Here is a 24,107-nt window from a genome sequence, read left to right as displayed (position 1 = left end):
CCGGCGACAACGTGAAGATGACCGTGCAGCTGATCGCGCCGATCGCGATGGAAGAAGGGTTGCGTTTCGCGGTGCGCGAAGGCGGACGCACCGTCGGCGCCGGCGTCGTCGCGAAGATCATCGAGTAAAGGGCATGGCTAGCCAACGCATACGCATCCGACTCAAGGCATTCGATCATCGATTGATCGACCAGTCCGCGCGCGAGATCGTCGATACGGCGAAGCGAACCGGGGCGCAGGTGCGCGGTCCCGTCCCGCTGCCGTCGCGACATGAGCACTATACCGTGCTGATTTCGCCACATGTTAACAAGGACGCCCGTGACCAATACGAGCTACGCACGCACAAGCGGCTGATGGATATCGTTGATCCGACCGATAAAACGGTTGACGCCCTGATGAAGCTCGACCTGGCTGCCGGTGTCGACGTACAGATCAAACTGAGCTGAGGTTAAGACGATGGCCATTGGTGTGATCGGCCGCAAAGCCGGTATGACCCGCATCTTCAGTGACGACGGTCGCTCCGTTCCGGTCACCGTGATCGAGGTGCAGCCGAACCGCGTGACGCAGACTAAGACTGAGGAACGTGATGGTTACCGTGCGATTCAGGTAACCACGGGGCGCCGTCGTAAAACGCGGGTGACCGAGCCGATGGCTGGGCATTTCGCGAAGGCTGGCACCGAGCCCGGTTCAGTGCTGCGTGAATTCCGTCTCGCCTCCGGCGAGGGTGAGGATTTGAGCGAGGGTGGTGAGCTGTCGGTCTCGTTGTTCGAGTCTGGTCAAAAAGTTGATGTGCGCGGCGTCACCAAGGGGCGCGGCTTCACCGGAACCATCAGACGGCATCATTTCCACGGCCAGGACAGCACCCACGGTAACTCGTTGTCGCACCGGGCTCCGGGGTCGATTGGTCAATGCCAGACTCCAGGGCGCGTGCTCAAGGGTAAGAAGATGGCTGGCCAGATGGGCAACGAGAACCGCTGTCAGCAGAATCTCGAGGTGATCCGGGTCGACGTTGATCGCAATCTCTTGCTGATCCGCGGCGGCGTACCGGGTCCAGCCGGAGGGCGCCTGTTCGTGGTGCCCTCGGTGAAACAGAAGAATCGGAAGGGTTAATCATGGAGCTGGCTATTCGCAACGCCGAGTCGTCGTCGGTCCAGGTTGCTGACCTGGTCTTCGGTGTCGACTACAAGCCTGGGCTTGTGCACCAAGTCGTGACGGCCTATCTGGCCGGTGCGCGCTCCGGAACCAAAGCGCAAAAAAATCGTGCCGCGGTAAGCGGTGGCGGAGCTAAGCCATATCGACAAAAGGGAACTGGCCGGGCCCGAGCCGGTACCAGCCGTGGCCCATTATGGCGCAGCGGCGGTGTGACCTTCGCGGCTCAGCCGCGCAGCTACGAGCAGAAGGTGAACCGCAAGATGTATCGTGGCGCGGTGCGCTCGATCCTCTCGGAGCTGATCCGCGCCGAGCGCTTGATCCTGGTCTCTGAGCTGAGCATTAGCGCGCCGAAGACGAAAGAGGTTCGCGCGAAGCTGGCCGAGTACGGTGTCGAGCGCGCATTGATCCTCGTCGATGAGGTTGAGGACAACCTGGCATTGGGTGCCCGCAATCTACCGGGCGTTTGGGTCGATACGGCCACCAGCGTCGATCCCGTCAGCCTAGTCGCGGCCGAACATCTGATCGTCACCGAGGCTGCATTGCGCCTTCTAGAGGAGCGTCTGTCATGAATGCGGGTATCAATCAAGAACGCCTGATGAAGGTGCTGCTCGGACCGATCATCTCCGAGAAAACCTCGCTCATCGCCGATCAGTCCGCGCAATACACCTTCAAAGTTGAGCCAACCGCGACCAAGCGCGAGATCGGGCAGGCCGTCGAGCTGCTCTTCGAGGTCAAGGTCGACTCGGTGCAGGTGCTGAATGTTAAGGGCAAGGCGAAGCGCTTTGGTGCGCGGCTAGGCAAGCGGCCTGGCTGGCGCAAGGCCTATGTGCGCCTCGCGCCCGGCAATGATATCGACTTTGGGGGCGGTGCCTGATCGGCTGAGCTTGAGCGACGGCGCGTGAAGCTCGCGCACGGCGGTACCTGCTAAGGCCCATCAACGACACGGATAACAGACAATGGCTATCGTGAAAACAAATCCGACATCGCCCGGCCGGCGGTTCGTCGTCAAGATCACCGGAAAAGGGCTGCACAAGGGTGAGCCCCACGAGGCATTGCTCTCGAAGAAAGCAAAGACTGGTGGTCGTAATAATCAGGGCCGTATATCGGTGCGGCATCGTGGTGGCGGCCATAAACAGCGCTTTCGGCTCATCGATTTCAAGCGCCGCAAGAAAGAGGTGCCGGCAGTCGTGGAGCGGATCGAATACGATCCGAACCGCAGCGCCAACATCGCCCTGCTCAAGTATGCCGACGGCGAGCGCGCCTACATCATCGCGCCCAAGGGGCTGAGCCAAGGCGCGACCGTGATGGCCTCGGAGACGGCGCCGATCGCGGTCGGTAACTGCTTGCCGTTGCGCAATATCCCGGTCGGTACCGAGGTTCATTGCATCGAGATGCGTCCCGGCAAGGGCGCGCAGTTGGCGCGCGCGGCAGGCGCCTCGGTGCAGCTCGTCGCCCGTGAGGGTGACTCCGCGACCTTGCGGCTGCGTTCCGGCGAGATGCGCAAGGTGCATGCCGACTGCCGCGCCGTGATCGGTGTCGTCGGCAACGGCGAGCACAGCCTGCGCAAGCTCGGTAAGGCGGGGGCCTCGCGCTGGCGCGGCGTGCGCCCGACGGTGCGCGGCGTGGTCATGAATCCAGTGGATCACCCGCACGGTGGGGGTGAAGGCCGCACCTCGGGCGGTCGTCATCCAGTGAGCCCCTGGGGACTGCCGACCAAGGGCCATAAGACTCGAAACAACAAGCGTACGGACGGCATGATCGTACGTCGTCGTCGGCGCAAGTAAGACAACGCGAGGAGCGATCACGTGGCACGTTCGATCCGCAAGGGCCCGTTCATCGATCATCACTTGGCCAAGAAGGTCGAGGATGCGGTGGCCCAGAATAGTAAACGGCCGATCAAGACCTGGTCGCGCCGTTCGATGATTTTGCCGGAGATGGTCGGTCTGACCATCGCCGTCTACAACGGTCGCCAGCATGTGCCGGTGTTGATCAATGAGAACATGATTGGCCATAAGCTTGGCGAATTCGCGCTGACTCGGACCTTCCGCGGTCACGCGGCGGACCGCAAGGCCAAGAAGCGCTAGGGGATAAGCCATGCAAGCAGCAGCGACACTGAAGTATGCGCGTCTCTCGGCGCAGAAGGCGCGGCTGGTCGCGGATCAGATTCGCGGACAGCACGTTGAGCGCGCACTCAATGATCTGGCGTTCAGCACCAAGAAAGGCGCGCGCATGCTGCGCAAGCTCTTGGAGTCGGCGATCGCCAATGCCGAGAACAACGCCGGGGCGGACATCGACCAATTGCACGTCGTCGAGGTGCAAGTGGGCGAGGGTCCGACGATGAAGCGCCTGCGCGCTCGCGCCAAGGGCCGAGCGACGCGAATCTTAAAACGCACCAGCCACATTAGTGTCCGGGTAGCCGAACGCGACGGTCGGGGTTGAGGCATGGGACAAAAAGTACATCCAGTTGGTATTCGGCTCGGCATCGTCAAGGATTGGAATTCGACCTGGTACGCGAGTTCGAAGGATTATCCCGATCTGTTGAACAACGATCTCGAGGTGCGAGAGTTTCTCAAGAAGAAGCTCGCGAACGCCTCGGTGAGTCGTATCCAGATCAACCGCCCGGCACGCAACGCGCATATCACTATCCATACCGCGCGTCCGGGCGTCGTCATCGGTAAAAAGGGCGGCGATATCGACAAGCTACGCGCCGAGGTCTCCGGGCGTATGGGGATTCCGGTGCACATCAGCATCGAGGAGATCCGTAAGCCTGAACTCGATGCCCAGTTAGTTGCTGAGGGCATTGCCCAGCAGCTCGAGCGGCGCATCATGTTCCGACGGGCGATGAAGCGTGCGGTGCAAGGCACTATGCGGGCTGGCGCTGGCGGTGTGCGCGTGAATATTGCCGGCCGCTTGAATGGTGCCGAGATTGCGCGCTCGGAGTGGTATCGCGAGGGTCGGGTGCCATTGCACACGTTGCGTGCGGACATCGACTATGGCTTCGCCGAAGCACAGACAACCTACGGCATCCTGGGTGTGAAGGTGTGGGTCTTCCGCGGTGAGATTCTTGGCGATTTTCCGGGCGCCGGCGTTAAAGACAAGACCGAGAAGAAGGGTTGAGCCATGCTGCAGCCAAAGCGTACAAAATTTCGAAAGCAGCACAAGGGGCGTAATCGCGGCCTGGCACAAAGCGGCAGTCAGGTCTCGTTCGGTGAGTTCGGTCTCAAAGCGGTCGGTCGCGGTCGTCTGACAGCGAGACAGATCGAGTCGGCACGGCGCGCCATCACGCGTAAGGTCAAGCGTGGCGGCAAACTCTGGATTCGTGTCTTTCCGGATAAGCCGATCTCGAAAAAGCCGCTCGAGGTCCGCATGGGTAAAGGTAAGGGCAACGTTGAATATTGGGTGGCGCTGATTCAACCCGGACGGATGCTCTATGAGATCGAGGGGGTCTCCGAGGAGTTGGCGCGCGATGCCTTTCAGCTCGCTGCCGCGAAACTCCCCGTGCAGACCAGGTTCGAGAAGAGGACGGTGCTCTGATGAAGGCTCAAGAACTACGCACACTCGGTCAGACCGAGTTGCAGAAGCGGCTGCATGAACTGCTCAAGGAGCAGTTCAATTTGCGTATGCAGCAGCGTACCGGCCAGTTATCACGGCCGTCGCGGGTGAAAGCGGTACGACGTGACATTTCCCGGATCAAGACCCTAATGACTGAGCAAACCAAGGCCTTGGCGGGGAGCGGTCAATGAGTGAAAAGAATGACAGCAATCGCGTGCTCACTGGTCAGGTGATCAGTAACGCAATGGATAAGACCATTACCGTGATTATTGAGCGCCGGGTCAAACATCCGTTGTACGGTAAGTTTATGCGCCGTTCCACTAAGGTGCATGCGCATGACGATACTAACGAATGCAATAAGGGTGATTGGGTGCGCGTTGAGCAGTGCCGGCCCCTGTCGAAAACCAAGAGTTGGCGGTTGGTCGAGGTCGTCGAGCGCGCGCGTTAAGCCGCACTCGCGGTTCGTCGACTTGGACGCACGAGTCGGGTCTCGCTTGATATCCGCTCAGCAGTTGCAAAGGTAGGTTCATACAATGATTCAAATGCAAACCCGCCTCGGCGTGGCCGATAATAGCGGTGCCCGCTCAGTGCAGTGCATTAAGGTGCTTGGCGGATCGCACCGGCGTTATGCGGGCATCGGTGACGTGGTCAAAGTCACGGTGAAGGATGCGATCCCGCGCGGCAAGGTCAAGAAGGGCGACGTCTATAATGCGGTCGTGGTGCGCACACGCAAGGGTGTACGGCGACCCGATGGCTCGCAGATCCGCTTTGACGGGAATGCGGCGGTGTTATTGAATAATCAACTGCAGCCCATTGGCACTCGAATTTTCGGGCCTGTGACGCGTGAATTGCGCGGTGAGCGCTTTATGAAGATTATTTCGCTCGCGCCCGAGGTCCTCTGAATACAGGTCTCTGATGGCAGTGGATGGCCCATATACGAGCGGCACCAGAACGGTAGCAGGCAGGTTCAAGTCATGAACAAGATCAAAGTAGGCGATGACGTCATGGTTATCACCGGCAAGGATAAGGGCAAACGCGGCACCGTGCTGAAGATGGATGGTGACCGCATCGTGGTGGAAAACGTCAATATGGCGAAGAAGCACCAGAAGCCGAACCCGCAGAAGGGCGTTCCCGGCGGTATCGTTGACAAGGAGATGCCATTGCATCGCTCGAATGTCGGCGTCTACAACCCCGCAGCTGGACGCGCGGATCGGGTTGGATTCAAGACCCTCGAGGACGGTAGAAAGGTCCGTGTTTTCAAGTCCGACGGCGAAGTCGTGGACGTTGGGTAAAGTTATGTCTAGGCTACAGACGATTTATCATGAAAAGTTCGTCGGCGAACTGCGCGAGCGCTTTGGCTATAAGAGCGTGATGCAGGTTCCTCGGCTCACCAAGATTACCCTGAACATGGGTGTGGGTGAGGCCGTGACGGACAAGAAGGTCATGGATTTTGCCGTCGGCGATTTGACCAAGATCGCGGGCCAGAAGCCGATTGTGACCAAGGCGCGTAAGTCGGTCGCCGGGTTCAAGATCCGTGAGGGCTGGCCAGTCGGCTGCAAGGTTACGCTGCGTCGCGAGCGCATGTATGAATTCCTCGACCGGTTGATCAATGTCGCAATCCCCCGTGTGCGGGATTTCCGTGGGCTTAGTCCCAAGGCGTTCGACGGGCGCGGCAACTACTCGCTCGGTGTGCGCGAGCAGATCATCTTTCCGGAGATCGACTACGATAAGATCGATGCCGTGCGCGGCCTGGATGTCGTTATTACCACCACGGCACGTACCGATGAGGAAGGGCGCGCATTGCTCGAGGTCTTCCAGTTCCCGTTTCGTACCTAATTTTCGGAGGCAAGGTTGGCGAAAAAGAGCATGATCGCGCGCGACCAAAAGCGTGCACGGATTGCGCAACGCTATGCAGAACGGCGTGCGCGGTTGAAAGCTGTCATCAACGATCGGAGTGCCGATCAAGATCAGGTCGAGGCTGCAGTGGTAGCCCTGCAAAAACTGCCGCGCGATGCCAGTCCGACGCGGTACCAGCGTCGTTGCCGAGTCAGTGGTCGGCCGCATTCGGTCTACCGGAAGTTTGGGCTTGGACGCAACAAATTGCGTGAAGCGGTGATGCGCGGCGACGTACCGGGCGTGGTCAAGGCCAGTTGGTAGATGGCGCTCGATCCACCTATTGAGCGGGACCTAAAGTTCCTCTCAAGCCAAGCCTAAAGAGGCTAAAAATAAAAATCCGTCCGGGATTGCATGTGCCGGCGGATTCGATCGGAGTGTCCGATCACCCTGTTCGCCAGAGGCGACCAGGATCGAGAAACCCTAAAGGGTATCGCGCTCTCACCGGCGGTCTGACCCTGGAGTCAATCTAATGAGTATGACCGATCCCATTGCGGATATGCTGACGCGCATCCGCAACGGCCAGGCGCGCGGCAAGATTACGATCTCGATGCCGCTCTCGAAGAAGAAACAAGCCATCGCCAACCTCCTGCGCGATGAGGGCTATATCGCCGATGTGTCCGTTGAGGACGATGAAAAAGCCAAGCCGCAACTGGTGCTCAGACTCAAGTATTACCGCGGCAAGCCGGTGATCGAGTTCCTGAAGCGTGTGTCGCGGCCTGGATTGCGCATCTATCGTGGCAAACATGAGCTGCCTCGTGTCTGGAACGGCCTTGGTGTTGCCATCGTCTCGACTTCACAAGGCCTGATGTCCGATCGTGCTGCGCGCCAGGCTGGACACGGCGGCGAAATCCTGGCTTACGTGGCCTAAGGGAGGTTGTCATGTCCAGAATAGCGAAAGCACCCGTCAAGATACCGAGCGGCGTCGATGTGTCGATGTCCGGTCGCGATGTCACCGTTAAAGGGCCGAAGGGCTCACTCTCGTGGTCAGTACACCCGTTCGTCGAGGTCGAGATTGATGGTGCCATCGTCACTACGCGTCCCGCAAATGACGAGGATGAGCAGTGGGCGATGGTCGGCACGACGCGCGCCCTGCTAAACAATATGGTGCACGGCGTCAGTAGCGGCTTCGAGCGTAAGCTCAGCCTCGTTGGTGTGGGGTATCGCGCGCAAGCCAAGGGGAAGGTGCTGAACCTCGCGCTTGGTTATTCGCATCCGATCGACTTCCCGGTTCCAGATGGCATCGAGATCGATACGCCGACACCCACCGAGATCGTGGTGCGCGGCATCGATAAACAACAGGTCGGTCAGGTCGCCGCGGTGATTCGCGGATTCCGTCCGCCGGAACCGTACAAGGGCAAGGGCGTTCGTTACGCGGATGAACAGGTCCTGCGTAAAGAAGCCAAGAAGAAATAGGTGATGCGGATGGATAAGAAACATGCGCGGCTGCGGCGCGCAACGCGCGCCCGGGCCAAGATTCGCGAACTCGGTGGCTATCGGCTCTGCATCTTTCGCACGCCGCGCCATATCTATGCCCAGGTGATCGGTGCTGATGGTGATCGCGTGATTGCTTGCGCCTCAACGGTCGAAAAGGAGCTTAAGACAGCCTGCGAAGGTCAGACCGGTAATATCAGCGCGGCGGCGAAGATCGGCCAAGCGATTGCCGATCGAGCGCGCTCGGCGGGAGTCGAGAAGGTCAGCTTTGACCGCTCCGGGTTTAAGTATCACGGCCGCGTCAAGGCGCTGGCCGATTCCGCGCGCGAGCACGGGCTTCAGTTCTGAGGAGACGATGATGTCGAATTACAACCCCAAGCCCGAAGGCGACGATCTGCTCGAGAAGCTCATCTCGGTCAACCGGGTCGCGAAAGTCGTCAAGGGCGGCCGCGTGTTTGGCTTCGGTGCGCTCACCGTGGTTGGTGATGGTAAGGGCCGGGTCGGCTATGGCACCGGTAAGGCGCGCGAAGTCCCGGTCGCGATCCAGAAGGCGATGGAGAGCGCGCGTAAGAATATGGTCGATATTAAGCTTAAGGGTTCGACCCTACAGTATCCGGTCAACGGCCGGCACGGCGCGGCGCATGTCTACATGCAGCCGGCCTCTGAAGGGACGGGCATCATCGCCGGCGGTGCGATGCGCGCGGTGTTCGAGGTGGTCGGGGTGCAGGATGTGCTGGCGAAGTGCATCGGTACCAATAACGCCATCAATGTGGTGCAGGCGACGATCAATGGCCTCGCCGGTATGGCCGATGCTGAGGTGGTTGCGGCCAAGCGCGGCAAAACCGTCGATGAGATCCTAGGTTAGGAGCAAGACATGGCGGAGAACAGGCTGAAGGTTCAGCTCGTGCGTAGCATGCACGGGCGCTTGAAGATGCACCAGGATTGTGTTCGCGGCCTCGGCTTGCGGCGCATGCACCAAATCGTCGAGGTGGAAGATACGCCAGCGACGCGCGGGATGGTGAACAAGGTGCAGTACATGGTCCGCGTTTTGGAGGACGGTTGAGATGCATCTGAATACTCTTTCACCCGAGCCAGGTAGCCGCCCCGACGCCAAACGCGTCGGTCGCGGTATCGGTAGCGGGCTCGGCAAGACGGCTGGCCGTGGCCACAAGGGCCAAAAGTCGCGCACAGGCGGCTTCCATAAGACCGGCTTCGAAGGTGGGCAGATGCCGTTGCAGCGGCGTCTGCCCAAGGTTGGTTTTCGCTCGCGCAAGGCTGTGATCAAGGATGAGATCCGGCTTAGCGAGCTGAAGCGGCTCGAGGGCACCGAGGTTAACCTGGCGAGCCTGCGTGCTGCGGGACTAGTCACCGGTGCCGTCTCGTCGATCAAGCTCATCAAGTCCGGTGAGGTTGATCGCGCCTATCAGGTCAAGGACCTGCGGGTCAGCGCGGGCGCGCGTGCCGCGATCGAAGCGGCCGGCGGATCGGTCAGCGACAGTTAACCGATAGCTCAATAGGGGCGCGAAGATGGCGAAGAACACGGCATCGATGATGCAGTCGCTCGGCGGAATGGGGCGGCTGACCGAGTTACGACAGCGGCTGCTGTTCGTAGTCGGTGCGCTGCTCGTCTACCGTATCGGCACCTTTATACCGGTGCCGGGGGTGAACCCCGAGGCGTTGGCCGTTCTCTTCGATCAGAACCAGGGCTCGATCCTGGACATGTTTAACATGTTCTCGGGCGGCGCCCTGGAGCGGGCAAGTATCCTCGCGCTTGGGATTATGCCGTACATCTCGGCGAGCATCATTATGCAGCTGATGACGGCGGTCATCCCGCAGCTCGAGCAGCTGAAGAAAGAAGGCGAGGCCGGCCGCCGCAAGATCACCCAATACACGCGCTATGGCACCGTGGTCTTGGCTACCTTCCAAGCGATAGGGATCTCGATTGCATTGCAGGGACAGACAGCCGGAGGTTCCGCCTTAGTCGTCCAGCAGGGTTTCGGCTTTGTCTTTACCGCAGCGGTGTCCCTGGTGACCGGCACCATGTTCCTGATGTGGCTCGGCGAGCAGATCACCGAGCGTGGCATTGGAAATGGTATCTCGCTGATCATCTTCGCGGGTATCGTCGCGGGGCTACCAGCCGCTGTCGGCGGTACCTTGGAGCTGGTGCGCACCGGTGAAATGAATGCGCTCGCCGTGCTTGCCCTCTTTGCGCTGGCGCTCGCGGTCACTGCGTTCGTGGTCTTCGTCGAGCGCGGGCAGCGCCGGATCACCGTCAACTATGCGCGACGGCAACAGGGTCGACGCATGCTTGCGGCGCAAAGCACACATCTGCCACTGAAGCTGAACATGGCTGGAGTGATTCCGCCGATCTTCGCCTCCAGCATCATCCTGTTCCCGGGAACGCTTGGGCAATGGTTCGGTCAGTCCGAGAACATGCGCTGGCTCGCGGACATTACGAGCAAGCTCTCGCCGGGTGAACCGGTTTATGTGATCTTCTATGCGACCGCGATCATCTTTTTCTGTTTCTTCTATACTGCCTTGGTCTTCAACGCCAAGGATACCGCCGATAACCTAAAGCGCTCGGGCGCCTTCATCCCAGGGATTCGCCCCGGCGAGCAGACCGCGCGTTACATCGATTCGGTCATGACGCGGCTCACAGCCGCCGGCGCGCTGTACATCAGCGCCGTCTGTCTGCTGCCTGAGTTCCTGATCGTCGGTTGGAATGTACCGTTCTACTTTGGCGGCACCTCGCTGCTGATCGTCGTCGTGGTGGTGATGGACTTCATGGCCCAAGTCCAGGCGCATCTGATGTCCCATCAGTACGAGGGTCTGATGAAGAAGGCCAATCTGAAAGCGCCCGGGGCGGGTCTAACGCGATAACAAGACTTGTATGGGGGCGGCGCGGCGAAGCGCTCGTCCCCGCGTTGGCGATTGAGGCCGCGCCCCTCCAACGAAAACGGAGAGAACCATGAAGGTAAGAGCATCTGTCAAAAAGATCTGCCGCCACTGCAAGACCATCCGTCGCAATGGCACGATTCGCGTGATCTGTAAAGATCCGCGGCACAAACAACGCCAGGGCTGATCTGTGCGCTAGTGTTGCTGCTTTCATCTGAAAGCGTGCGATGCTAAACTGCCCTGTTTACACTTTTTCTTCTAAAAGAACCGAACGCTCAGGAGCGCAACGCGCATGGCTCGAATCGCCGGAGTCAACATTCCAGACCGAAAACACACGGTCATTGCCTTGACATCGATCTATGGGATCGGGCGGACTCGGGCGGCCGCGATCTGCGAGGCCGCTCAGGTGCCGACCACCACGCCCGTCCGCACGCTATCCGAGGATGATATTGATCGTCTTCGTACCGAGATTGGCAAATACTCGGTTGAGGGTGATCTCCGGCGTGAGGTGTCGATGAATATCAAGCGCCTGATGGACCTCGGTTGTAACCGAGGTATTCGCCATCGCCGCGGTCTTCCGCTGCGTGGTCAGCGCACGCGTACCAACGCGCGCACACGCAAGGGACCGCGGCGCCCGGTTCGTCGTTAAACCCGTCTAGGGGACCTCTGACCGATTGGCGCGAAAACGCGCCGGCGGCAGGGAATGCCTTTTCCGCTCGGAGACAGAATACAGTGGCTAAGCAGCTGCGCACGCGCAAAAAAGTTAAGAAGCAGGTGGCGGACGGCGTGGCCCATGTTCACGCCTCGTTCAATAACACCATCATCACGATCACTGATCGGCAGGGTAATGCCCTGACCTGGGCGACCTCCGGCGGCTCTGGCTTTCGTGGTTCGCGTAAGAGCACGCCCTTCGCGGCCCAGGTGGCCGCGACGCGCGCCGGCCAGGCCGCGAAGGAGTTCGGCGTTGTCAACCTCGATGTCCATGTCAAAGGTCCGGGGCCAGGTCGTGAATCTGCCGTTCGTGCATTGAACAACGCGGGTTTCAAGGTCGCGAGCATCACCGACGTGACACCGATCCCACACAATGGTTGCCGACCGCCGAAGAAGCGGCGCGTCTAACGGGGCAGAGAACATGGCGAGATACATTGGGCCCACCTGCAAACTGGCACGCCGCGAAGGCGTCGACCTTGGTCTTAAGAGTAAGGCACGCGCGCTTGAGACCAAGTGCAATCTGGAGAAACAGCCTGGGCAAGCGGCTGATCGGCGCCGTCGTCTTTCCGATTACGGCCTACAGCTGCGCGAGAAGCAGAAGGTCCGTCGCACCTATGGGGTGATGGAAAAGCAGTTCCGGAATTACTATGCCGAGGCCGCGCGCCGCAAGGGTGCGACCGGCGAGAACCTACTGCAGCTGCTCGAACGTCGGCTCGATAATGTGGTGTATCGAATGGGCTTTGGTGCCACCCGCGCCGAGGCACGGCAGCTGATCGGTCACAAAGGCGTGTTGGTCAATGGCAAGGTGCTATCGATCCCGTCTTATCAGGTCTCGATCGATGACGAGATCGAGGTCCGAGAAAAGGCTAAAAAGCAGGTGCGCGTGCAAAACGCGCTAGCCTTGGCCGAGGCGAATGGGTTCGCAGAATGGATCGAAGTCGATAGCAAGTCGGCGAAAGGGGTCTTCAAGCGGGTTCCGGACCGGGTCGATCTACCGTCCGATATCAATGAGTCGCTCATCGTCGAGTTGTACTCCAAGTAACGCCGCCGAGGGAGTTTTCTATGTCAGACGTCGCAGGCGGCTTTCTCAAGCCGCGCATCGTCAAGGTCGATCCCGTCGCCGGCAGTCCGCATCGCGCCAAGGTCTCGCTCGAGCCTTTCGAGCGCGGCTTCGGGCACACGCTCGGCAACGCGCTTCGGCGAATCCTATTGTCCTCGATGGAGGGCTTTGCTGTCACCGAGGTCGAGATTCAGGGTATCTTGCATGAGTACACCACGATCGAGGGTGTTCAGCAGGATGTCCTTGAGATCCTATTGAACCTCAAGCAACTGGCCATCCGCTTGCATGGGCGCGATGAAGGGACCTTTACCCTGAGCAAAGTTGGCCCCGGTGCGGTCACTGCCGGCGATATCGCAATCGATCACACGGCCGAGATCGCTAATCCTGATCTGGTGATCGCGAATCTGACCGGAAAAAGTGAGCTAAGCATGTCGCTGACCGTGCGCCGCGGACGCGGCTATGAGCCGGCGAGCGTGCGCGAGGCCAATGGCGCCGAGGAGCGTCCGATCGGCAAGCTGCCGCTCGATGCGACCTTCAGCCCGGTGTTGCGGGTCGCGATCGATGTCGAGGCGGCGCGCGTCGAACAGCGCACCGATCTCGATCGACTCGTGATCGATATCGAGACCGATGGCACGCTCGATGCCAAGGATGCGGTCCAGCGCGCGGCGACCATCCTGCGCGACCAGCTCGGCAGCTTTGTTGATTTGGATCAAACTGGGGGGCCGGTCGATAGCCTTGGCAGTGAAGAGCGCCCGAACGAGCCGTCCTATGATCCGATCCTGGTGCGTCCGGTCGACGAGCTGGAACTGACGGTGCGCTCGGCGAATTGCCTCAAGGCCGAGAACATCTATCTGATCGGTGATCTGATCCAGCGCACCGAGGTGGAACTCCTGAAGACGCCCAACCTAGGCAAGAAGTCGCTCACCGAAATCAAGGATGTCTTGGCCACCCGCGGCTTATCGCTTGGCATGCGCCTGGAGAATTGGCCGCCCGAGAACATCGAAGAGTTGATGGTCAAGTAGCGACCGGAACATTACCGATCGGAACAGAACAATGCGACATCTAAAAGCTGGAAGAAAACTCAACCGGAACAGCACTCACCGCGAGGCGATGTTCCGCAACATGGCCGGCTCGCTGTTCCGGCACGAGCTGATCAAGACGACCCTGCCGAAGGCCAAGGAGCTGCGCCGCGTGGCCGAGCCCTTGATCACTTTGGCGAAGGAGGATTCGGTCCATCATCGGCGCCTGGCCTTCGCCCGGCTGCGCGATAAGAAGGCCGTCGGCAAGCTCTTCACCGAACTCGGCCCGCGCTACAGTGAGCGTCCTGGCGGCTATCTGCGCATCCTCAAGTGCGGTTTCCGCGCCGGTGATGCAGCGCCGATGGCCTATGTCGAGCTGGTCGATCGTCCCATCGACGAGACCTCGGGCGAGGATGACGATTGAGTCCAGCCCCGTTGAGACGCTGGGCGATGCCGGTGTCTTGCGCTGAAACGGCCGGGTTCGACCCGGCCGTTTGCGTTTTGGGACGCGCCTGATGCCAGAACGACGGCCGCGACAACAGCCCGATCACCCCAGGCGCATCGCCTTGCTGACCGACTTCGGCGCTGGTCCCTACGTCGGCCAGATGCGGCTGCGCCTGAGCGAGCTGGCGCCGGCGGTGCCCGTGATCGAGCTGATCTCCGATCTGCCAGCCTGCCGCCCGGAGCTGGCCGCCTATCTGCTGCCCGGCCTGGCCCGTGGCATGCCATCGATGACGCTCTACACCTGCGTAGTCGATCCGGGGGTGGGCACCGATCGCGGGCTCATCATCGCCCAATGCGCGGCGCATGGTTGGTGGCTGGCACCCGATAATGGTCTGCTGATGCCGTTGTTGCGCGCTCATCCGAATGCACAGGTCTTCCGCCTGCACTGGCGCCCAGCCCAGCTCTCGGCGACCTTTCATGGCCGTGATCTGTTCGTGCCTGCGGCGGCGCGGCTGGTCGCGGGGGAATGGCTGGAGGCCGAGCCTGTCGCGGCGAGCCAACTGGTCGGCGCTGACTGGCCCACCGATTGCGCTCGCATCTGCTATGTGGACGCCTTCGGCAATCTGATCACCGGTTTGCCTGCCGATCGCCTTGCGGCCGATGCCGAGGTGCAGGCTGGCACACATGCGTTGAACTCGGCACGCACCTTCGCCGACGTCGCGGCAGGCGAGGCCTTTTGGTATCGCAACGCCTTCGATCTGGTCGAACTGGCCGTGAATCAGGGGCGGGCCGATCACTGCCTGGGGCTTGGGCTCGGCGATCCGATCTCCAGCCGGCCGCCTCCGGCAGCAGCACCTTGAAACCGGCGGCGCCTTGAAATCCGTGTCGCGCCCCTATCTCCAACACTGAACGCCCCGATTGCGCGGAGACGCCGAAGCCCCTTGTATCCCCCCATCGAACCCTTTGCCTCGGAGCGCCTCGCAGTCGGCGAGGGCCATACACTCTATCTTGAGCAGTGCGGCAATCCCAACGGCATGCCGGCGGTGTTTCTGCACGGTGGGCCGGGCGCCGGTTGTGGGCCCTCGCATCGGCGTTTCTTCGATCCCAAACGCTATCGCATCATCCTCCTCGATCAGCGCGGCTGCGGGCGCTCGACACCGCACGCGAGCCTCGAGCACAACAGCACCTGGGATCTGGTCGCCGACTTGGAGCGCATCCGCGAACACTTGGGTCTCGAGCGCTGGCTGGTGTTCGGCGGCTCTTGGGGCTCGACGCTGGCCTTGGCCTACGCCGAGACTCATCCCGAGCGCGTCAGCGCGCTGGTGCTGCGCGGTATCTTCCTCTGTCGCCCCGAGGAGATCGCCTGGTTCTACCAACAGGGCGCGAACTGGATCTTCCCCGACCACTGGGGCGATTTCCTGGCCCCGATCCCGGCGCAGGAGCAGGATGATCTCCTCAGTGCCTATCATCGACGCCTGACCGGAGACGACCCGGCCACCCGGCTGACCGCCGCCAAGGCCTGGTCGATCTGGGAGGGGCGCTGCGCGACTCTGCTGCCAGACAAGACGATCCGCAGCGCTTTCAGCGACGAGCGGCTCGCCTTGAGCCTGGCGCGGATCGAATGCCATTATTTCGTCCATCAGGCCTTCCTGCGTCCGCGCCAACTGCTCGACGACGCCTCGCGCCTGCGCGAGATCCCGGGCGTCATCGTGCAGGGTCGCTATGATCTGATCTGTCCGCTGCGCTCGGCCTGGGAGCTGGCCGCAGCCTGGCCGAGCGCCTCGCTCGAGATCATCGATGATGCCGGCCACGCCGCGTTCGAGCCCGGGATCGCGCAAGCGTTGGTGGCCGCAACCGATCGTCTGGCGGCGGAACTCCATTGAGCCCACCGCGATCGAATCCCGAGAAGCGGCGATGATCGGCTTATTGCAACGGGTCAGCGCGGCCCAGGTGCATGTCGACGGCAACCTGGTCGGCGCCATCGAGACCGGACTGCTGGTCTTGGTCGGGGTGCAACAGGGCGACGACGAGGCGCGCGCGCAGCGCCTGTTGGAACGCCTGCTCGGTTATCGGGTCTTTCCCGATCAGAGCGGGCGCATGAACCGCAGTCTGGTCGACATCGGTGGCGGGCTGTTGCTGGTGCCTCAGTTCACCCTGGCCGCCGATACCAAGAAGGGCACCCGCGCCAGCTTCACCAGTGCGGCCGCCCCCGAGATCGGCAAGCACCTGTTCGACCTGCTGCTCGAACGCGCGCGCGAGTGCCATGCCCCGGTGGCCAGCGGTCGCTTCGGCGCCGACATGCAGGTGAGCCTGACCAACGACGGTCCGGTCACCTTCTGGCTCGAGACCTGAGTCCTGTTTATACTGTACGGCTGGCCTGCGCGCGAGCCGCTGATCGAGACCCTGAACTGAGCGAACCCCTGCATCGACATCCATGACGGCCACTGAGACCTCCACCCATCGCAGCGCCGAGATCGAGCGCAAGACGCTCGAGACCGAGGTGCGTGTCACGCTCGATCTGGACGGCAGCGGGCATGCGCGCTTTGAGACCGGCGTGCCCTTTCTCGAGCACATGCTCGATCAGATCGCCCGCCATGGCCTGATCGACCTCGAGGTGCAGGCCACCGGCGATCTGCACATCGATGCGCATCACACGGTCGAGGATGTTGGGATCACGCTTGGCCAGGCACTGGCCGCAGCCCTGGGCGACAAGGCCGGCATCCGCCGCTACGGTCATGCCTATGTGCCCCTGGACGAGGCCCTGTCGCGGGTCGTGATCGACCTCTCCGGGCGGCCGATGCTGACCTATGAGGTGCCCTATACCCGCGCCCTGATCGGCGGCTTCGATGTCGATCTGCTGCGCGAGTTCTTCCAGGGGCTGGTCAACCATGCGGCGATGACCCTGCAGATCGATAACCTGCGGGGCATCAATGCGCATCATCAGGCCGAGACCGTGTTCAAGGCGTTTGGTCGCGCCTTGCGTATGGCGGTGGAGCCCGACCCGCGCATGGCGGGTATCACCCCGTCGACCAAGGGTCATCTCTGACCATTCACCTCAATCGCCCGCTGGAGGGCCCGCGATGCTGCTGATTCCCGCAATCGACCTCAAGGACGGCCGCTGCGTGCGCCTGCGCCAGGGGCGCATGGAGGACGAGACCGTCTTCGCCGATGATCCAGTCGAGGTCGCCGGGCGCTGGGTCGCGGCGGGCGCCAAACGGCTGCATCTGGTCGACCTCAACGGCGCCTTCGCCGGCGAGCCGGTCAATGGCGATGCCATCCACGCCATCTCCGCCGCCTTTCCCGAGCTGCCGATCCAGGTCGGCGGCGGCATTCGCGATGAACGCACCATCGGCGCCTATCTCGAGGCCGGGGTGCATTGGTGCATCATCGGCACCCAGGCGGTCAAGGAACCGGAACTCGTCGCCCGCGCCTGCGCCGCCTTTCCGGGGCATATCATCGTCGGGCTGGATGCGAAGGACGGGCAGGTCGCGATCAATGGCTGGGCCGAGGTCACCGAGCATCGGGTCGAGGCGCTCTCGCGGCGTTTCGAGCACGACGGCGTCGAGGTCATCGTCTACACCGACATCGGCCGCGACGGCATGCTGACCGGGCCCAATATCGAGGCCACACGACAGCTCGCCGATGCGATCCGCATCCCGGTGATCGCTTCTGGCGGCATTACCCATCTCGATGACCTGCGGGCACTGGCGGCGGTCGCCGAGCCCGGTATCATCGGCGCCATCACCGGTCGCGCCATCTATGAAGGCACCCTCGATTTCGCCGAGGGACAGCGCATCGCGGCGGGCGCCGCCGAGGCCTGAGGCCTCTGCTTCGGCGTCCGCTTGGATCAGTATGGGTCACCAGTCGTCGATCACAGATCACGGGAGTTCAGTCACGTGTCCGATGTCCTGAATCGGCTCTCCGAGGTGTTGGAGGCGCGCAAGGGCGCAGATCCCAGCACCTCCTATGTCGCCAAGCTCTATGGCAAGGGGCTCGATGCGATCCTCAAGAAGATCGGCGAGGAGGCGACGGAAACCGTGATGGCCGCCAAGGATGGCGACCCGGAGAAGCTGGTCTACGAGCTGGCTGATCTCTGGTTCCACTCGCTGGTGTTGATGGCGGACCAGGGGCTGCATCCGGATGCGGTGCTCGCGGAACTCGATCGGCGCTTCGGCCTCTCGGGGCTCACCGAGAAGGCCGCTCGCTCGGAGTAGGCCGATGCTGTCGACATGATTGCCGGCATCTATGCACGGCGACTTGGGCATGCGGTATAGTCGCGGGTCACGGCTCGCGGAGCCGCGTTCGCGCGGCGGCTGCCTGAGCGTTGGGAAAACGAACACTTAAGCTTACCCACTAGGGGTGACATCAAGGCTTGTCCTGGAGGTTTCGATGGGCGTCGGTGGAATTGGTATTTGGCAACTGTTGATCATCCTCTTGATCGTCGTGCTGCTGTTCGGCACCAAGCGATTGAAGAGCATCGGCTCGGACCTCGGTAACGCGGTCAAGGGCTTCCGCTCGGCGATGTCGGAGGCTGATAAATCAGCCGACGAGGACGAGGACCCGAAACGGCTCGATGCGGCCAAGTCAGAGCAGGCGTCCGAGTCGAGCGGGTCGACGGTCGACCCAACCTCGGGCAAGCCGGCGGACAAGACCCAGGTCTGAGAGGCGCGATGGCGGGCTGCGCCATCGAGCGGTTGAACGGGCTGGAGCGAGGCGGATCAGATGTTCGATATAGGCGCATTGGAGCTGCTGGTCATCAGCGTGGTCGCACTGATCGTCGTTGGGCCCGAGCGGCTGCCGACATTGGCGCGCACCGCTGGGCTCTGGGTCGGCCGGGCGCGGCGTGCCTTCTCCGCCGTCAAGGAGGAGATCGACCGCGAGATCAAGGCCGACGAGCTGAAAGCGATCCTGCGCAAGCAGGCCGAAAGCAATCCGCTGGAGACCATCCTCGAAGAGGGCAGTGGCTCGCGCACGAGCGCAAAGCCATCGGCGTCATCCCCCGGCGAAGGGTCCCAGGATCGTTCATGAGTCTCGCCGGATGACAGCGCCCTCCCGACAAGAGACCTCGCAGCAGCAGACCGCCCCTGTGTCGGGTGACGCGCCCGATCCGACGCCCGACGGCTTGGGCGCTGAGCAGCCGTTCATCTCGCATCTGGTCGAGCTGCGCGATCGCCTGATCCGGATGGTCGTCGCCATCCTGCTGGTGTTCCTGGTCCTGTTCCCGTTTGCGAACGATCTCTACACCTTCGTCGCCGAGCCGATCCGCGCGCAGTTGCCGGTCGGCTCGCAGATGATCGCCACACAGGTGGCCTCGCCGTTCCTGACCCCGTTCAAACTGGCCTTGGTGGTCGCGGTCTTCGTCGCGATGCCTTACTTGCTCTATCAGTTCTGGGGTTTCATCGCGCCGGGCCTCTACACCCACGAGAAGCGCTTGGCGCTGCCGCTGGTCAGTTCCAGCATCGTGCTGTTCTACCTCGGGATGCTGTTCGCGTACTACGCGGTGTTTCCGCTCGTGTTCGGCTTCTTCTCGGCGGTGACACCCGAAGGTGTCGCGCAGATGCCCGATATCGAGTTCTATCTCGCGTTCGTGCTGAAGCTCTTCTTCGCCTTCGGCATCGCCTTCGAGATCCCCATTGCGACCATCCTGCTGGTCGCCATCGGCGCGACCACGCCTGCGGCGCTGCGGCGTAAGCGCCCCTATGTGATCGTCGGCGTCTTCGTCGCCGGCATGTTGCTCACGCCCCCGGATGTGATCAGCCAGACCCTGTTGGCGTTGCCGATGTGGCTTTTGTTCGAGGCTGGTATCTTCTTTTCGCGCTTCGTTCAGCGCCGGTTGGATGATGATGATGACGGTGGCAGTGATCCGGCAAGGATGCCTGACGATGCTGGGCCGAGCGGCCCTGCGTCTCCCGCAGCTGCCCAGTCGGCCACTCAGTCAGCCACTCAGTCAGCGACTCAGCCATCAGCGCCTGACGACTCGCCGCAGGACGCTTCGTCGTCCCCCGTTGGCAGTGAACTCGATGGCGGCGATCGCGACGAGCTAGGGCGCTATCGCCCCATGAGCGATGAGGAGATGGAAGCCGAACTCGACGCCATCGAGGCCGAGGAACTTGAGGCCTTGGCAGCTAAGCCAGGCCCCAATTCAGCGCCAACCGCCACCGATGAGTCGGCTCAGGTCGCGCTGATCGAGGCCCTGATCCGCAAGGCGAACCAGCTTCGGACATCGGGTGAGGTCGCCCATGCCAAGCAACTGCTCTATCGCGTCCTCGAGGAAGGTAACGCTGACCAACGCGCGGTTGCTCGCAATATCCTCGTCGATCTGGACCGGTGACTGAGCCTTTGGCGTTCGCTTGGTGGATAGGGGATTGGCCCGTGCTCTCGGCACTCTGTACCGGGAGTGCTCACATCAGACGTGACCAGGGATGACCCGCTCGCCCACCGACCAAGAGCAGTCTTCTGCGCCGTTGGCGCGTCGCCGGGAAAAGGCGGGCGCGGCCACCGGACGTGGCAGTCAAAATCGCCTCAAGCAGTTGCGTGCCTTCTGCCATGCGGCACGGGTCGGCAGCGTCAGTGCCGCCGCCGAGCTGGTCTCGCTCAGTCAGCCCACCGTCTCGCTGCAGATTCAATCGCTCGAGCGCGAGTTGGACACGATCCTCTTCGAGCGTCGCGGCCCGAAGATTCAACTTACCCCCGAGGGCGCTTTGCTGTTCGAACTGGCGCAACCGCTGGTGCAAGGCGTCGATGGATTGCAGGAGACCTTCGCCGCGCAATGCGGGCGACTCGATCGCGGCCGGCTCGATATCGCCGCGGGTGAATCGACCATCCTCTACATCCTGCCCGAGCCGATCCAGCGCTTCGCCGATCAGTATCCGGATATCGAGCTACAGCTGCACAATGTCACTGGTCGCGATGGCCTGGCGATGGTGCGTGCCGATGAGGTCGATCTGGCCGTGGGCTCGATGCTCGAGGTGCCAGACGATATCCGCTACATTCCGATCGTGACCTACCGGCCGGTGCTGATTACGCCCTTGGGGCATCCGCTGGTGCAGAACCCCGAGGTCTCCTTGCAGGATATCGCCGAGCATGGGCTGATCTTGCCGCCGCGACATCTGAGCACCTGGCGACTGGTCGACCTGGTGTTTCGGCAGCAGGGGCTGAGCTACAAGGTGCGGCTCGAGGCCGGCGGTTGGGAGGTGATCAAGAAATACGTCGCGCTTGGGCTCGGCATCTCGATCGTCACCGAGGTCTGCCTCACCGGCGAAGAGCCGCTAGCACGGCGGCCATTGGATGCCTATTTCCCAGCGCGCAGCTATGGGCTGGTACTCAGGCGCGGCAAGTTCATGTCTGCGAGCAGCAAACGCTTCCAGGCACTGATGACCGAGCTGTTCTTGACTGGCGGCGAGCGTCCCGGCCAGCCGCCGCCCGCCGGTGATGACTCTTTTGAGGACGGGCTGCTCGGCTGATCAGCTAAGCGGGAAGGCGCTCAAGCGCTTAAAGTAAGCCGGCAGCGCTGGATCCTGTCTTTAGTATTCGAGCCCGGTCGATCAACGACCCTGGCTCCCTGTTTTCGGTACAACGTCGACACTATGAGCATCAAATCCGACCGCTGGATTCGCCGCATGGCGCGCGAGCAGGGCATGATTGAACCCTACATTCCCGGCCAAGTGCGGGAATCCGAAAGCGGTGGTCGTGTCATCTCCTACGGCACCTCGAGCTACGGCTACGATATCCGGTGTGCTGACGAGTTCAAGATCTTCACCAACATCAACTCGGCCGTGGTCGACCCGAAAAACTTCGACTCCTCGAGCTTCGTCAATCTTAAGTCCGACGTCTGCATCATCCCGCCCAACTCCTTTGCCCTGGCGCGCACAGTCGAATACTTCCGTATCCCGCGCAATGTGCTGACCATCTGTCTTGGCAAGAGCACTTATGCTCGGTGCTTTCGCGGCGACACGCGCGTTGCGCTGCTCGACGGCTCCACCCCCACCTTGGAGGAGATGGCACGGCGGGCCGAGCAGGGAGAGCTGTTCTGGGGCTACAGCATTGGCCAATATGGCCGTGTGATCGCCGCTCTGCTCGAGGCCCCGCGCTATATCGGCCGCGACGCATTGCTCGAGCTGACGCTGGACAATGGCCAGCAGATCCATTGCACGCCGGATCACGAATTCGTGCTGCGTGATGGCCGCATGCTCGCGGCCAATGAGTTGCGCCCGAACGATTCATTGATGCCTTTGTATCGGCATCTTGCTCGTGGATGCGAGATGGCCTATCAGCCGTCCAATGGTCATCTGTATCCAACGCATCGGCTTGCCGATGAATGGAACCTGCGCAATGGCCTCGACGAGGCTGTGCCCGGAACGCACCGGCATCACAAAGACTGCGACCGCCTCAGCAGTCTGCCCGGGACGGTCGAGCGCCTAGCGGCGTCTGAGCGCATCCGGCTGCACAACGCTGAGCGCCTCCAACCAGCTTCGGCGCTGCCTGCATTTCGTGAAAAAGGGCAGTCAGCGGTTGTATACAACCACAAGATACAGCGAATTCGCGAGATTAAGGGTGACCACGACGTCTACTGCTTAACAGTGCCAGAGGCCGGCAATTTTGCGCTTGCCGCCGGTGTATTCGTCAGCAATTGCGGCATTATCGTCAATGTCACGCCCTTAGAACCCGAATGGGAAGGGCATGTAACGCTCGAGTTCTCGAACACGACCCCGCTGCCGGCCAAGGTCTACGCCAACGAGGGTGTGGCGCAGATCCTGTTTCTGGAGTCGAACGAGGTCTGCGAGACCTCATACAAGGATCGTGGCGGAAAGTATCAGGGGCAGCGCGGCGTAACCTTGCCGAGGTCCTGATAAGCTGTCAGTGTGGGACCAACATAGACTCACACCCAACATTCGCCGCGCTTGCATCTGTGCATGCGCAATATTCGGCTCCCGAACTCCAACAGCTGAATGTATTCGAGGCGGTGTGTCTCACTCGACTTTGGCCGTTCGTTTTAGAACCGTTTGCCGTGCTGTTCACGCGACCGACCTGGGCGCATGCGCAGATGTGGGTGATCGGCACCCTGCTCGCGCAAGGGCCCGCGCACGGTCACTGCGGCGCTGCGCGCGATAGGCCTCTCGGGCGAGCGGCGCTTCGAGCGCTACCATCGGGTGCTCAACCGCGCGCGCTGGTCAGGACTGCGCGCAGCGCAGATCCTACTGGGGCTGTTGCTGGCCCTGCTGCCGCCCAGCCTGCCGATCGTGATGGCGATCGACAAGACCCTGGAGCGGCGCTTCGGGCCGCGCATCCGGGCCAAAGGGGTGTATCGGGATGCGGTGCGCTCGATTCGGGGCATGGTGGTCACCTGCCTGGGCGTGGACTGGCTGGTGATGGCGCTGATGGTGCCCGTGCCCTGGAGTCAGCGGATGTGGGCACTGCCGTTTCTGACCCTGCTGATGCCCTCCAAGCAGGCCGACAGCGAGGCCGCGCGCTGACCCTGACCCCGGTACGGGTGATCGAACTGTTCGTCTGGCGCTGGTCGCTGGAGGTGACCTTCGAGGAGACCCGTCGCCACCTCGGCGTGGAGACCCAGCGCCAGTGGAGCGATCTGGCCATCGCCCGCACCACGCCGGTGCTCATGGCCCTGTTCTCGCTGGTCTGTCTGATGGTGCATCGCTGGCGTGAGCACTGGCCGACCCTGGCGCGCTCGAGCGCCTGGACCCTCAAGCCCGAGGCGACCTTCTCCGACTGCCTGGCCTTGGTCCGGCGCCGGATTTGGAGCGAATCCTATTTCGACACCTCAGCCGGCGAGCAGAACCCTGTCCAAATCTCACCCCAGCGCCTGGAGCGCTTGCTCGATCAGCTTGCCGCGACGGCCTGAGGGGCCGAAAAGTCCCAAAGTCAAGGCTCATACACATTTCGTGTCACAGCGAAAGCGTGTGTAAATCATGACTGAAAAATAACGAATAA

General features: G+C 61.8%; 40 protein-coding genes and 4 pseudogenes. All 44 read left to right on the top strand.

Translation table 11 applies throughout. The features are described 5' to 3' along the window. A partial coding sequence (locus CCR82_RS07530) for an EF-Tu C-terminal domain-related protein (RefSeq protein ID WP_476702790.1) occupies positions 1-128 on the top strand: 128 nt, incomplete at its 5' end. Positions 129-133: 5 nt separating this feature from the next. Next, entirely contained in the window at positions 134-445 is a 312-nt protein-coding gene (rpsJ, locus tag CCR82_RS07525) for a 30S ribosomal protein S10 (RefSeq protein WP_201244777.1), read from the top strand. Positions 446-455: 10 nt separating this feature from the next. After that, positions 456-1,109 carry a 50S ribosomal protein L3 gene (gene rplC, locus CCR82_RS07520; protein ID WP_201244776.1) on the top strand — a complete coding sequence of 218 codons (654 nt, stop codon included), beginning with the start codon at positions 456-458 and terminating at the stop codon, positions 1,107-1,109. Between the two features lie 2 nt (positions 1,110-1,111). Continuing rightward, the gene (rplD, locus tag CCR82_RS07515; protein ID WP_201244775.1) at positions 1,112-1,720 is read left to right on the top strand and encodes a 50S ribosomal protein L4; all 609 of its coding nucleotides are present in this window, start codon (positions 1,112-1,114) and stop codon (positions 1,718-1,720) included. A gap of 8 nt (positions 1,721-1,728) precedes the next feature. Beyond that, positions 1,729-2,025, top strand: a complete 297-nt coding sequence (gene rplW / locus CCR82_RS07510) for a 50S ribosomal protein L23 (protein WP_201244847.1) — start codon at positions 1,729-1,731, stop codon at positions 2,023-2,025. Positions 2,026-2,107: 82 nt separating this feature from the next. Then, positions 2,108-2,935 carry a 50S ribosomal protein L2 gene (rplB, locus tag CCR82_RS07505; protein WP_201244774.1) on the top strand — a complete coding sequence of 276 codons (828 nt, stop codon included), beginning with the start codon at positions 2,108-2,110 and terminating at the stop codon, positions 2,933-2,935. A gap of 21 nt (positions 2,936-2,956) precedes the next feature. Then, on the top strand, positions 2,957-3,235 hold the full coding sequence (gene rpsS / locus CCR82_RS07500) for a 30S ribosomal protein S19 (protein WP_200343995.1): 279 nt from the start codon (positions 2,957-2,959) through the stop codon (positions 3,233-3,235). 10 nt (positions 3,236-3,245) lie between these two features. Beyond that, positions 3,246-3,590 (top strand): 50S ribosomal protein L22, encoded by a 345-nt coding sequence (rplV, locus tag CCR82_RS07495; protein ID WP_201244773.1) that lies wholly within the window; start codon positions 3,246-3,248, stop codon positions 3,588-3,590. A gap of 3 nt (positions 3,591-3,593) precedes the next feature. Continuing rightward, a complete protein-coding gene (rpsC, locus tag CCR82_RS07490; RefSeq protein ID WP_201244772.1) occupies positions 3,594-4,268 on the top strand; it encodes a 30S ribosomal protein S3 in 675 nt (224 codons plus the stop codon). Positions 4,269-4,271: 3 nt separating this feature from the next. Further along, positions 4,272-4,685, top strand: coding sequence for a 50S ribosomal protein L16 (gene rplP / locus CCR82_RS07485; protein ID WP_201244771.1), 414 nt, complete (start codon positions 4,272-4,274; stop codon positions 4,683-4,685). Beyond that, positions 4,685-4,894: a 50S ribosomal protein L29 gene (gene rpmC, locus CCR82_RS07480; RefSeq protein ID WP_201244770.1), complete on the top strand. Its 210-nt coding sequence runs from the start codon at positions 4,685-4,687 to the stop codon at positions 4,892-4,894. Before rplP ends, rpmC begins: the two co-directional genes overlap by 1 nt. Next, a complete protein-coding gene (rpsQ, locus tag CCR82_RS07475) occupies positions 4,891-5,151 on the top strand; it encodes a 30S ribosomal protein S17 (RefSeq protein ID WP_201244769.1) in 261 nt (86 codons plus the stop codon). Before rpmC ends, rpsQ begins: the two co-directional genes overlap by 4 nt. Positions 5,152-5,236: 85 nt before the next feature. After that, positions 5,237-5,605, top strand: a complete 369-nt coding sequence (gene rplN, locus CCR82_RS07470; protein WP_201244768.1) for a 50S ribosomal protein L14 — start codon at positions 5,237-5,239, stop codon at positions 5,603-5,605. A gap of 72 nt (positions 5,606-5,677) precedes the next feature. After that, positions 5,678-5,995 carry a 50S ribosomal protein L24 gene (gene rplX / locus CCR82_RS07465; protein ID WP_201244767.1) on the top strand — a complete coding sequence of 106 codons (318 nt, stop codon included), beginning with the start codon at positions 5,678-5,680 and terminating at the stop codon, positions 5,993-5,995. Between the two features lie 4 nt (positions 5,996-5,999). Further along, positions 6,000-6,539: a 50S ribosomal protein L5 gene (gene rplE / locus CCR82_RS07460; protein WP_201244766.1), complete on the top strand. Its 540-nt coding sequence runs from the start codon at positions 6,000-6,002 to the stop codon at positions 6,537-6,539. Positions 6,540-6,554: 15 nt separating this feature from the next. Beyond that, a complete protein-coding gene (rpsN, locus tag CCR82_RS07455) occupies positions 6,555-6,860 on the top strand; it encodes a 30S ribosomal protein S14 (RefSeq protein WP_201244765.1) in 306 nt (101 codons plus the stop codon). Positions 6,861-7,068: 208 nt separating this feature from the next. Next, entirely contained in the window at positions 7,069-7,467 is a 399-nt protein-coding gene (gene rpsH / locus CCR82_RS07450; RefSeq protein ID WP_201244764.1) for a 30S ribosomal protein S8, read from the top strand. Between the two features lie 11 nt (positions 7,468-7,478). Beyond that, positions 7,479-8,012, top strand: coding sequence for a 50S ribosomal protein L6 (gene rplF, locus CCR82_RS07445; RefSeq protein WP_201244763.1), 534 nt, complete (start codon positions 7,479-7,481; stop codon positions 8,010-8,012). Positions 8,013-8,021: 9 nt separating this feature from the next. After that, on the top strand, positions 8,022-8,378 hold the full coding sequence (rplR, locus tag CCR82_RS07440) for a 50S ribosomal protein L18 (protein ID WP_201244762.1): 357 nt from the start codon (positions 8,022-8,024) through the stop codon (positions 8,376-8,378). Between the two features lie 10 nt (positions 8,379-8,388). Further along, a complete protein-coding gene (gene rpsE, locus CCR82_RS07435; RefSeq protein WP_201244761.1) occupies positions 8,389-8,895 on the top strand; it encodes a 30S ribosomal protein S5 in 507 nt (168 codons plus the stop codon). A gap of 9 nt (positions 8,896-8,904) precedes the next feature. Continuing rightward, positions 8,905-9,093: a 50S ribosomal protein L30 gene (rpmD, locus tag CCR82_RS07430; protein ID WP_201244760.1), complete on the top strand. Its 189-nt coding sequence runs from the start codon at positions 8,905-8,907 to the stop codon at positions 9,091-9,093. Between the two features lies 1 nt (position 9,094). Continuing rightward, positions 9,095-9,532: a 50S ribosomal protein L15 gene (gene rplO / locus CCR82_RS07425; RefSeq protein ID WP_201244759.1), complete on the top strand. Its 438-nt coding sequence runs from the start codon at positions 9,095-9,097 to the stop codon at positions 9,530-9,532. A 25-nt stretch (positions 9,533-9,557) separates the two neighbouring features. Next, positions 9,558-10,910 carry a preprotein translocase subunit SecY gene (gene secY / locus CCR82_RS07420; protein WP_201244758.1) on the top strand — a complete coding sequence of 451 codons (1,353 nt, stop codon included), beginning with the start codon at positions 9,558-9,560 and terminating at the stop codon, positions 10,908-10,910. A gap of 88 nt (positions 10,911-10,998) precedes the next feature. Next, positions 10,999-11,112, top strand: a complete 114-nt coding sequence (rpmJ, locus tag CCR82_RS07415; protein ID WP_200344028.1) for a 50S ribosomal protein L36 — start codon at positions 10,999-11,001, stop codon at positions 11,110-11,112. Positions 11,113-11,217: 105 nt separating this feature from the next. Next, positions 11,218-11,574 (top strand): 30S ribosomal protein S13, encoded by a 357-nt coding sequence (gene rpsM / locus CCR82_RS07410; RefSeq protein WP_201244757.1) that lies wholly within the window; start codon positions 11,218-11,220, stop codon positions 11,572-11,574. An 83-nt stretch (positions 11,575-11,657) separates the two neighbouring features. Beyond that, a complete protein-coding gene (rpsK, locus tag CCR82_RS07405; protein WP_201244756.1) occupies positions 11,658-12,044 on the top strand; it encodes a 30S ribosomal protein S11 in 387 nt (128 codons plus the stop codon). Positions 12,045-12,057: 13 nt separating this feature from the next. Further along, a complete protein-coding gene (rpsD, locus tag CCR82_RS07400) occupies positions 12,058-12,678 on the top strand; it encodes a 30S ribosomal protein S4 (RefSeq protein WP_201244755.1) in 621 nt (206 codons plus the stop codon). Positions 12,679-12,698: 20 nt separating this feature from the next. Beyond that, positions 12,699-13,718 carry a DNA-directed RNA polymerase subunit alpha gene (locus CCR82_RS07395; protein WP_201244754.1) on the top strand — a complete coding sequence of 340 codons (1,020 nt, stop codon included), beginning with the start codon at positions 12,699-12,701 and terminating at the stop codon, positions 13,716-13,718. Between the two features lie 31 nt (positions 13,719-13,749). Continuing rightward, positions 13,750-14,139, top strand: a complete 390-nt coding sequence (rplQ, locus tag CCR82_RS07390; RefSeq protein WP_201244753.1) for a 50S ribosomal protein L17 — start codon at positions 13,750-13,752, stop codon at positions 14,137-14,139. 91 nt (positions 14,140-14,230) lie between these two features. Next, positions 14,231-15,019: an SAM hydrolase/SAM-dependent halogenase family protein gene (locus tag CCR82_RS07385; RefSeq protein WP_201244752.1), complete on the top strand. Its 789-nt coding sequence runs from the start codon at positions 14,231-14,233 to the stop codon at positions 15,017-15,019. Between the two features lie 81 nt (positions 15,020-15,100). After that, positions 15,101-16,042 carry a prolyl aminopeptidase gene (gene pip / locus CCR82_RS07380; protein WP_242513332.1) on the top strand — a complete coding sequence of 314 codons (942 nt, stop codon included), beginning with the start codon at positions 15,101-15,103 and terminating at the stop codon, positions 16,040-16,042. A gap of 31 nt (positions 16,043-16,073) precedes the next feature. Then, complete coding sequence (dtd, locus tag CCR82_RS07375; protein WP_201244751.1) at positions 16,074-16,511, top strand: D-aminoacyl-tRNA deacylase; 438 nt, start codon at positions 16,074-16,076, stop codon at positions 16,509-16,511. 82 nt (positions 16,512-16,593) lie between these two features. After that, positions 16,594-17,205 carry an imidazoleglycerol-phosphate dehydratase HisB gene (gene hisB / locus CCR82_RS07370; protein WP_201244750.1) on the top strand — a complete coding sequence of 204 codons (612 nt, stop codon included), beginning with the start codon at positions 16,594-16,596 and terminating at the stop codon, positions 17,203-17,205. A gap of 34 nt (positions 17,206-17,239) precedes the next feature. Then, entirely contained in the window at positions 17,240-17,980 is a 741-nt protein-coding gene (hisA, locus tag CCR82_RS07365) for a 1-(5-phosphoribosyl)-5-[(5-phosphoribosylamino)methylideneamino]imidazole-4-carboxamide isomerase (RefSeq protein WP_201244749.1), read from the top strand. Between the two features lie 75 nt (positions 17,981-18,055). Next, positions 18,056-18,373 (top strand): phosphoribosyl-ATP diphosphatase, encoded by a 318-nt coding sequence (locus CCR82_RS07360; protein WP_201244748.1) that lies wholly within the window; start codon positions 18,056-18,058, stop codon positions 18,371-18,373. Positions 18,374-18,548: 175 nt separating this feature from the next. Then, on the top strand, positions 18,549-18,821 hold the full coding sequence (tatA, locus tag CCR82_RS07355; RefSeq protein WP_201244747.1) for a twin-arginine translocase TatA/TatE family subunit: 273 nt from the start codon (positions 18,549-18,551) through the stop codon (positions 18,819-18,821). 60 nt (positions 18,822-18,881) lie between these two features. Then, on the top strand, positions 18,882-19,187 hold the full coding sequence (tatB, locus tag CCR82_RS07350) for a Sec-independent protein translocase protein TatB (protein ID WP_201244746.1): 306 nt from the start codon (positions 18,882-18,884) through the stop codon (positions 19,185-19,187). A gap of 10 nt (positions 19,188-19,197) precedes the next feature. Beyond that, positions 19,198-20,490, top strand: coding sequence for a twin-arginine translocase subunit TatC (gene tatC / locus CCR82_RS07345; protein ID WP_201244745.1), 1,293 nt, complete (start codon positions 19,198-19,200; stop codon positions 20,488-20,490). 91 nt (positions 20,491-20,581) lie between these two features. Then, positions 20,582-21,622 carry a LysR family transcriptional regulator gene (locus CCR82_RS07340; RefSeq protein WP_201244744.1) on the top strand — a complete coding sequence of 347 codons (1,041 nt, stop codon included), beginning with the start codon at positions 20,582-20,584 and terminating at the stop codon, positions 21,620-21,622. 123 nt (positions 21,623-21,745) lie between these two features. Further along, positions 21,746-22,099: pseudogene (locus tag CCR82_RS18610) on the top strand (dCTP deaminase); the annotation flags it as partial. 9 nt (positions 22,100-22,108) lie between these two features. Further along, positions 22,109-22,777 (top strand): annotated as a pseudogene (locus CCR82_RS18605) (Hint domain-containing protein); the annotation flags it as partial. A gap of 6 nt (positions 22,778-22,783) precedes the next feature. Then, positions 22,784-23,008, top strand: a pseudogene (locus CCR82_RS18600) (dCTP deaminase); the annotation flags it as partial. A 243-nt stretch (positions 23,009-23,251) separates the two neighbouring features. Further along, positions 23,252-23,632, top strand: a pseudogene (locus tag CCR82_RS07330) (transposase); the annotation flags it as partial. A gap of 17 nt (positions 23,633-23,649) precedes the next feature. Further along, complete coding sequence (locus tag CCR82_RS07325) at positions 23,650-24,018, top strand: hypothetical protein (RefSeq protein WP_201244742.1); 369 nt, start codon at positions 23,650-23,652, stop codon at positions 24,016-24,018. Positions 24,019-24,107: the final 89 nt, after the last annotated feature.

Source organism: Halochromatium salexigens (assembly GCF_016653295.1).
In the GTDB taxonomy this organism is placed as follows: Bacteria; Pseudomonadota; Gammaproteobacteria; order Chromatiales; family Chromatiaceae; genus Lamprobacter; species Lamprobacter salexigens.
This window is presented reverse-complemented; position numbering and strand designations above follow the sequence as displayed.

Bases quoted from the DNA above. Each gene is read 5' to 3' on its own strand.
- rpsJ (WP_201244777.1), top strand. From the start codon at position 134: ATGGCTAGCCAACGCATACGCATCCGACTCAAGGCATTCGATCATCGA.
- rplC (WP_201244776.1), top strand. From the start codon at position 456: ATGGCCATTGGTGTGATCGGCCGCAAAGCCGGTATGACCCGCATCTTC.
- rplD (WP_201244775.1), top strand. From the start codon at position 1,112: ATGGAGCTGGCTATTCGCAACGCCGAGTCGTCGTCGGTCCAGGTTGCT.
- rplB (WP_201244774.1), top strand. From the start codon at position 2,108: ATGGCTATCGTGAAAACAAATCCGACATCGCCCGGCCGGCGGTTCGTC.
- rplV (WP_201244773.1), top strand. From the start codon at position 3,246: ATGCAAGCAGCAGCGACACTGAAGTATGCGCGTCTCTCGGCGCAGAAG.
- rpsC (WP_201244772.1), top strand. From the start codon at position 3,594: ATGGGACAAAAAGTACATCCAGTTGGTATTCGGCTCGGCATCGTCAAG.
- rplP (WP_201244771.1), top strand. From the start codon at position 4,272: ATGCTGCAGCCAAAGCGTACAAAATTTCGAAAGCAGCACAAGGGGCGT.
- rpmC (WP_201244770.1), top strand. From the start codon at position 4,685: ATGAAGGCTCAAGAACTACGCACACTCGGTCAGACCGAGTTGCAGAAG.
- rpsQ (WP_201244769.1), top strand. From the start codon at position 4,891: ATGAGTGAAAAGAATGACAGCAATCGCGTGCTCACTGGTCAGGTGATC.
- rplN (WP_201244768.1), top strand. From the start codon at position 5,237: ATGATTCAAATGCAAACCCGCCTCGGCGTGGCCGATAATAGCGGTGCC.
- rplX (WP_201244767.1), top strand. From the start codon at position 5,678: ATGAACAAGATCAAAGTAGGCGATGACGTCATGGTTATCACCGGCAAG.
- rplE (WP_201244766.1), top strand. From the start codon at position 6,000: ATGTCTAGGCTACAGACGATTTATCATGAAAAGTTCGTCGGCGAACTG.
- rpsH (WP_201244764.1), top strand. From the start codon at position 7,069: ATGAGTATGACCGATCCCATTGCGGATATGCTGACGCGCATCCGCAAC.
- rplF (WP_201244763.1), top strand. From the start codon at position 7,479: ATGTCCAGAATAGCGAAAGCACCCGTCAAGATACCGAGCGGCGTCGAT.
- rplR (WP_201244762.1), top strand. From the start codon at position 8,022: ATGGATAAGAAACATGCGCGGCTGCGGCGCGCAACGCGCGCCCGGGCC.
- rpsE (WP_201244761.1), top strand. From the start codon at position 8,389: ATGTCGAATTACAACCCCAAGCCCGAAGGCGACGATCTGCTCGAGAAG.
- rpmD (WP_201244760.1), top strand. From the start codon at position 8,905: ATGGCGGAGAACAGGCTGAAGGTTCAGCTCGTGCGTAGCATGCACGGG.
- rplO (WP_201244759.1), top strand. From the start codon at position 9,095: ATGCATCTGAATACTCTTTCACCCGAGCCAGGTAGCCGCCCCGACGCC.
- secY (WP_201244758.1), top strand. From the start codon at position 9,558: ATGGCGAAGAACACGGCATCGATGATGCAGTCGCTCGGCGGAATGGGG.
- rpmJ (WP_200344028.1), top strand. From the start codon at position 10,999: ATGAAGGTAAGAGCATCTGTCAAAAAGATCTGCCGCCACTGCAAGACC.
- rpsM (WP_201244757.1), top strand. From the start codon at position 11,218: ATGGCTCGAATCGCCGGAGTCAACATTCCAGACCGAAAACACACGGTC.
- rpsD (WP_201244755.1), top strand. From the start codon at position 12,058: ATGGCGAGATACATTGGGCCCACCTGCAAACTGGCACGCCGCGAAGGC.
- CCR82_RS07395 (WP_201244754.1), top strand. From the start codon at position 12,699: ATGTCAGACGTCGCAGGCGGCTTTCTCAAGCCGCGCATCGTCAAGGTC.
- rplQ (WP_201244753.1), top strand. From the start codon at position 13,750: ATGCGACATCTAAAAGCTGGAAGAAAACTCAACCGGAACAGCACTCAC.
- CCR82_RS07385 (WP_201244752.1), top strand. From the start codon at position 14,231: ATGCCAGAACGACGGCCGCGACAACAGCCCGATCACCCCAGGCGCATC.
- dtd (WP_201244751.1), top strand. From the start codon at position 16,074: ATGATCGGCTTATTGCAACGGGTCAGCGCGGCCCAGGTGCATGTCGAC.
- hisB (WP_201244750.1), top strand. From the start codon at position 16,594: ATGACGGCCACTGAGACCTCCACCCATCGCAGCGCCGAGATCGAGCGC.
- hisA (WP_201244749.1), top strand. From the start codon at position 17,240: ATGCTGCTGATTCCCGCAATCGACCTCAAGGACGGCCGCTGCGTGCGC.
- tatA (WP_201244747.1), top strand. From the start codon at position 18,549: ATGGGCGTCGGTGGAATTGGTATTTGGCAACTGTTGATCATCCTCTTG.
- tatB (WP_201244746.1), top strand. From the start codon at position 18,882: ATGTTCGATATAGGCGCATTGGAGCTGCTGGTCATCAGCGTGGTCGCA.
- tatC (WP_201244745.1), top strand. From the start codon at position 19,198: ATGACAGCGCCCTCCCGACAAGAGACCTCGCAGCAGCAGACCGCCCCT.
- CCR82_RS07340 (WP_201244744.1), top strand. From the start codon at position 20,582: ATGACCCGCTCGCCCACCGACCAAGAGCAGTCTTCTGCGCCGTTGGCG.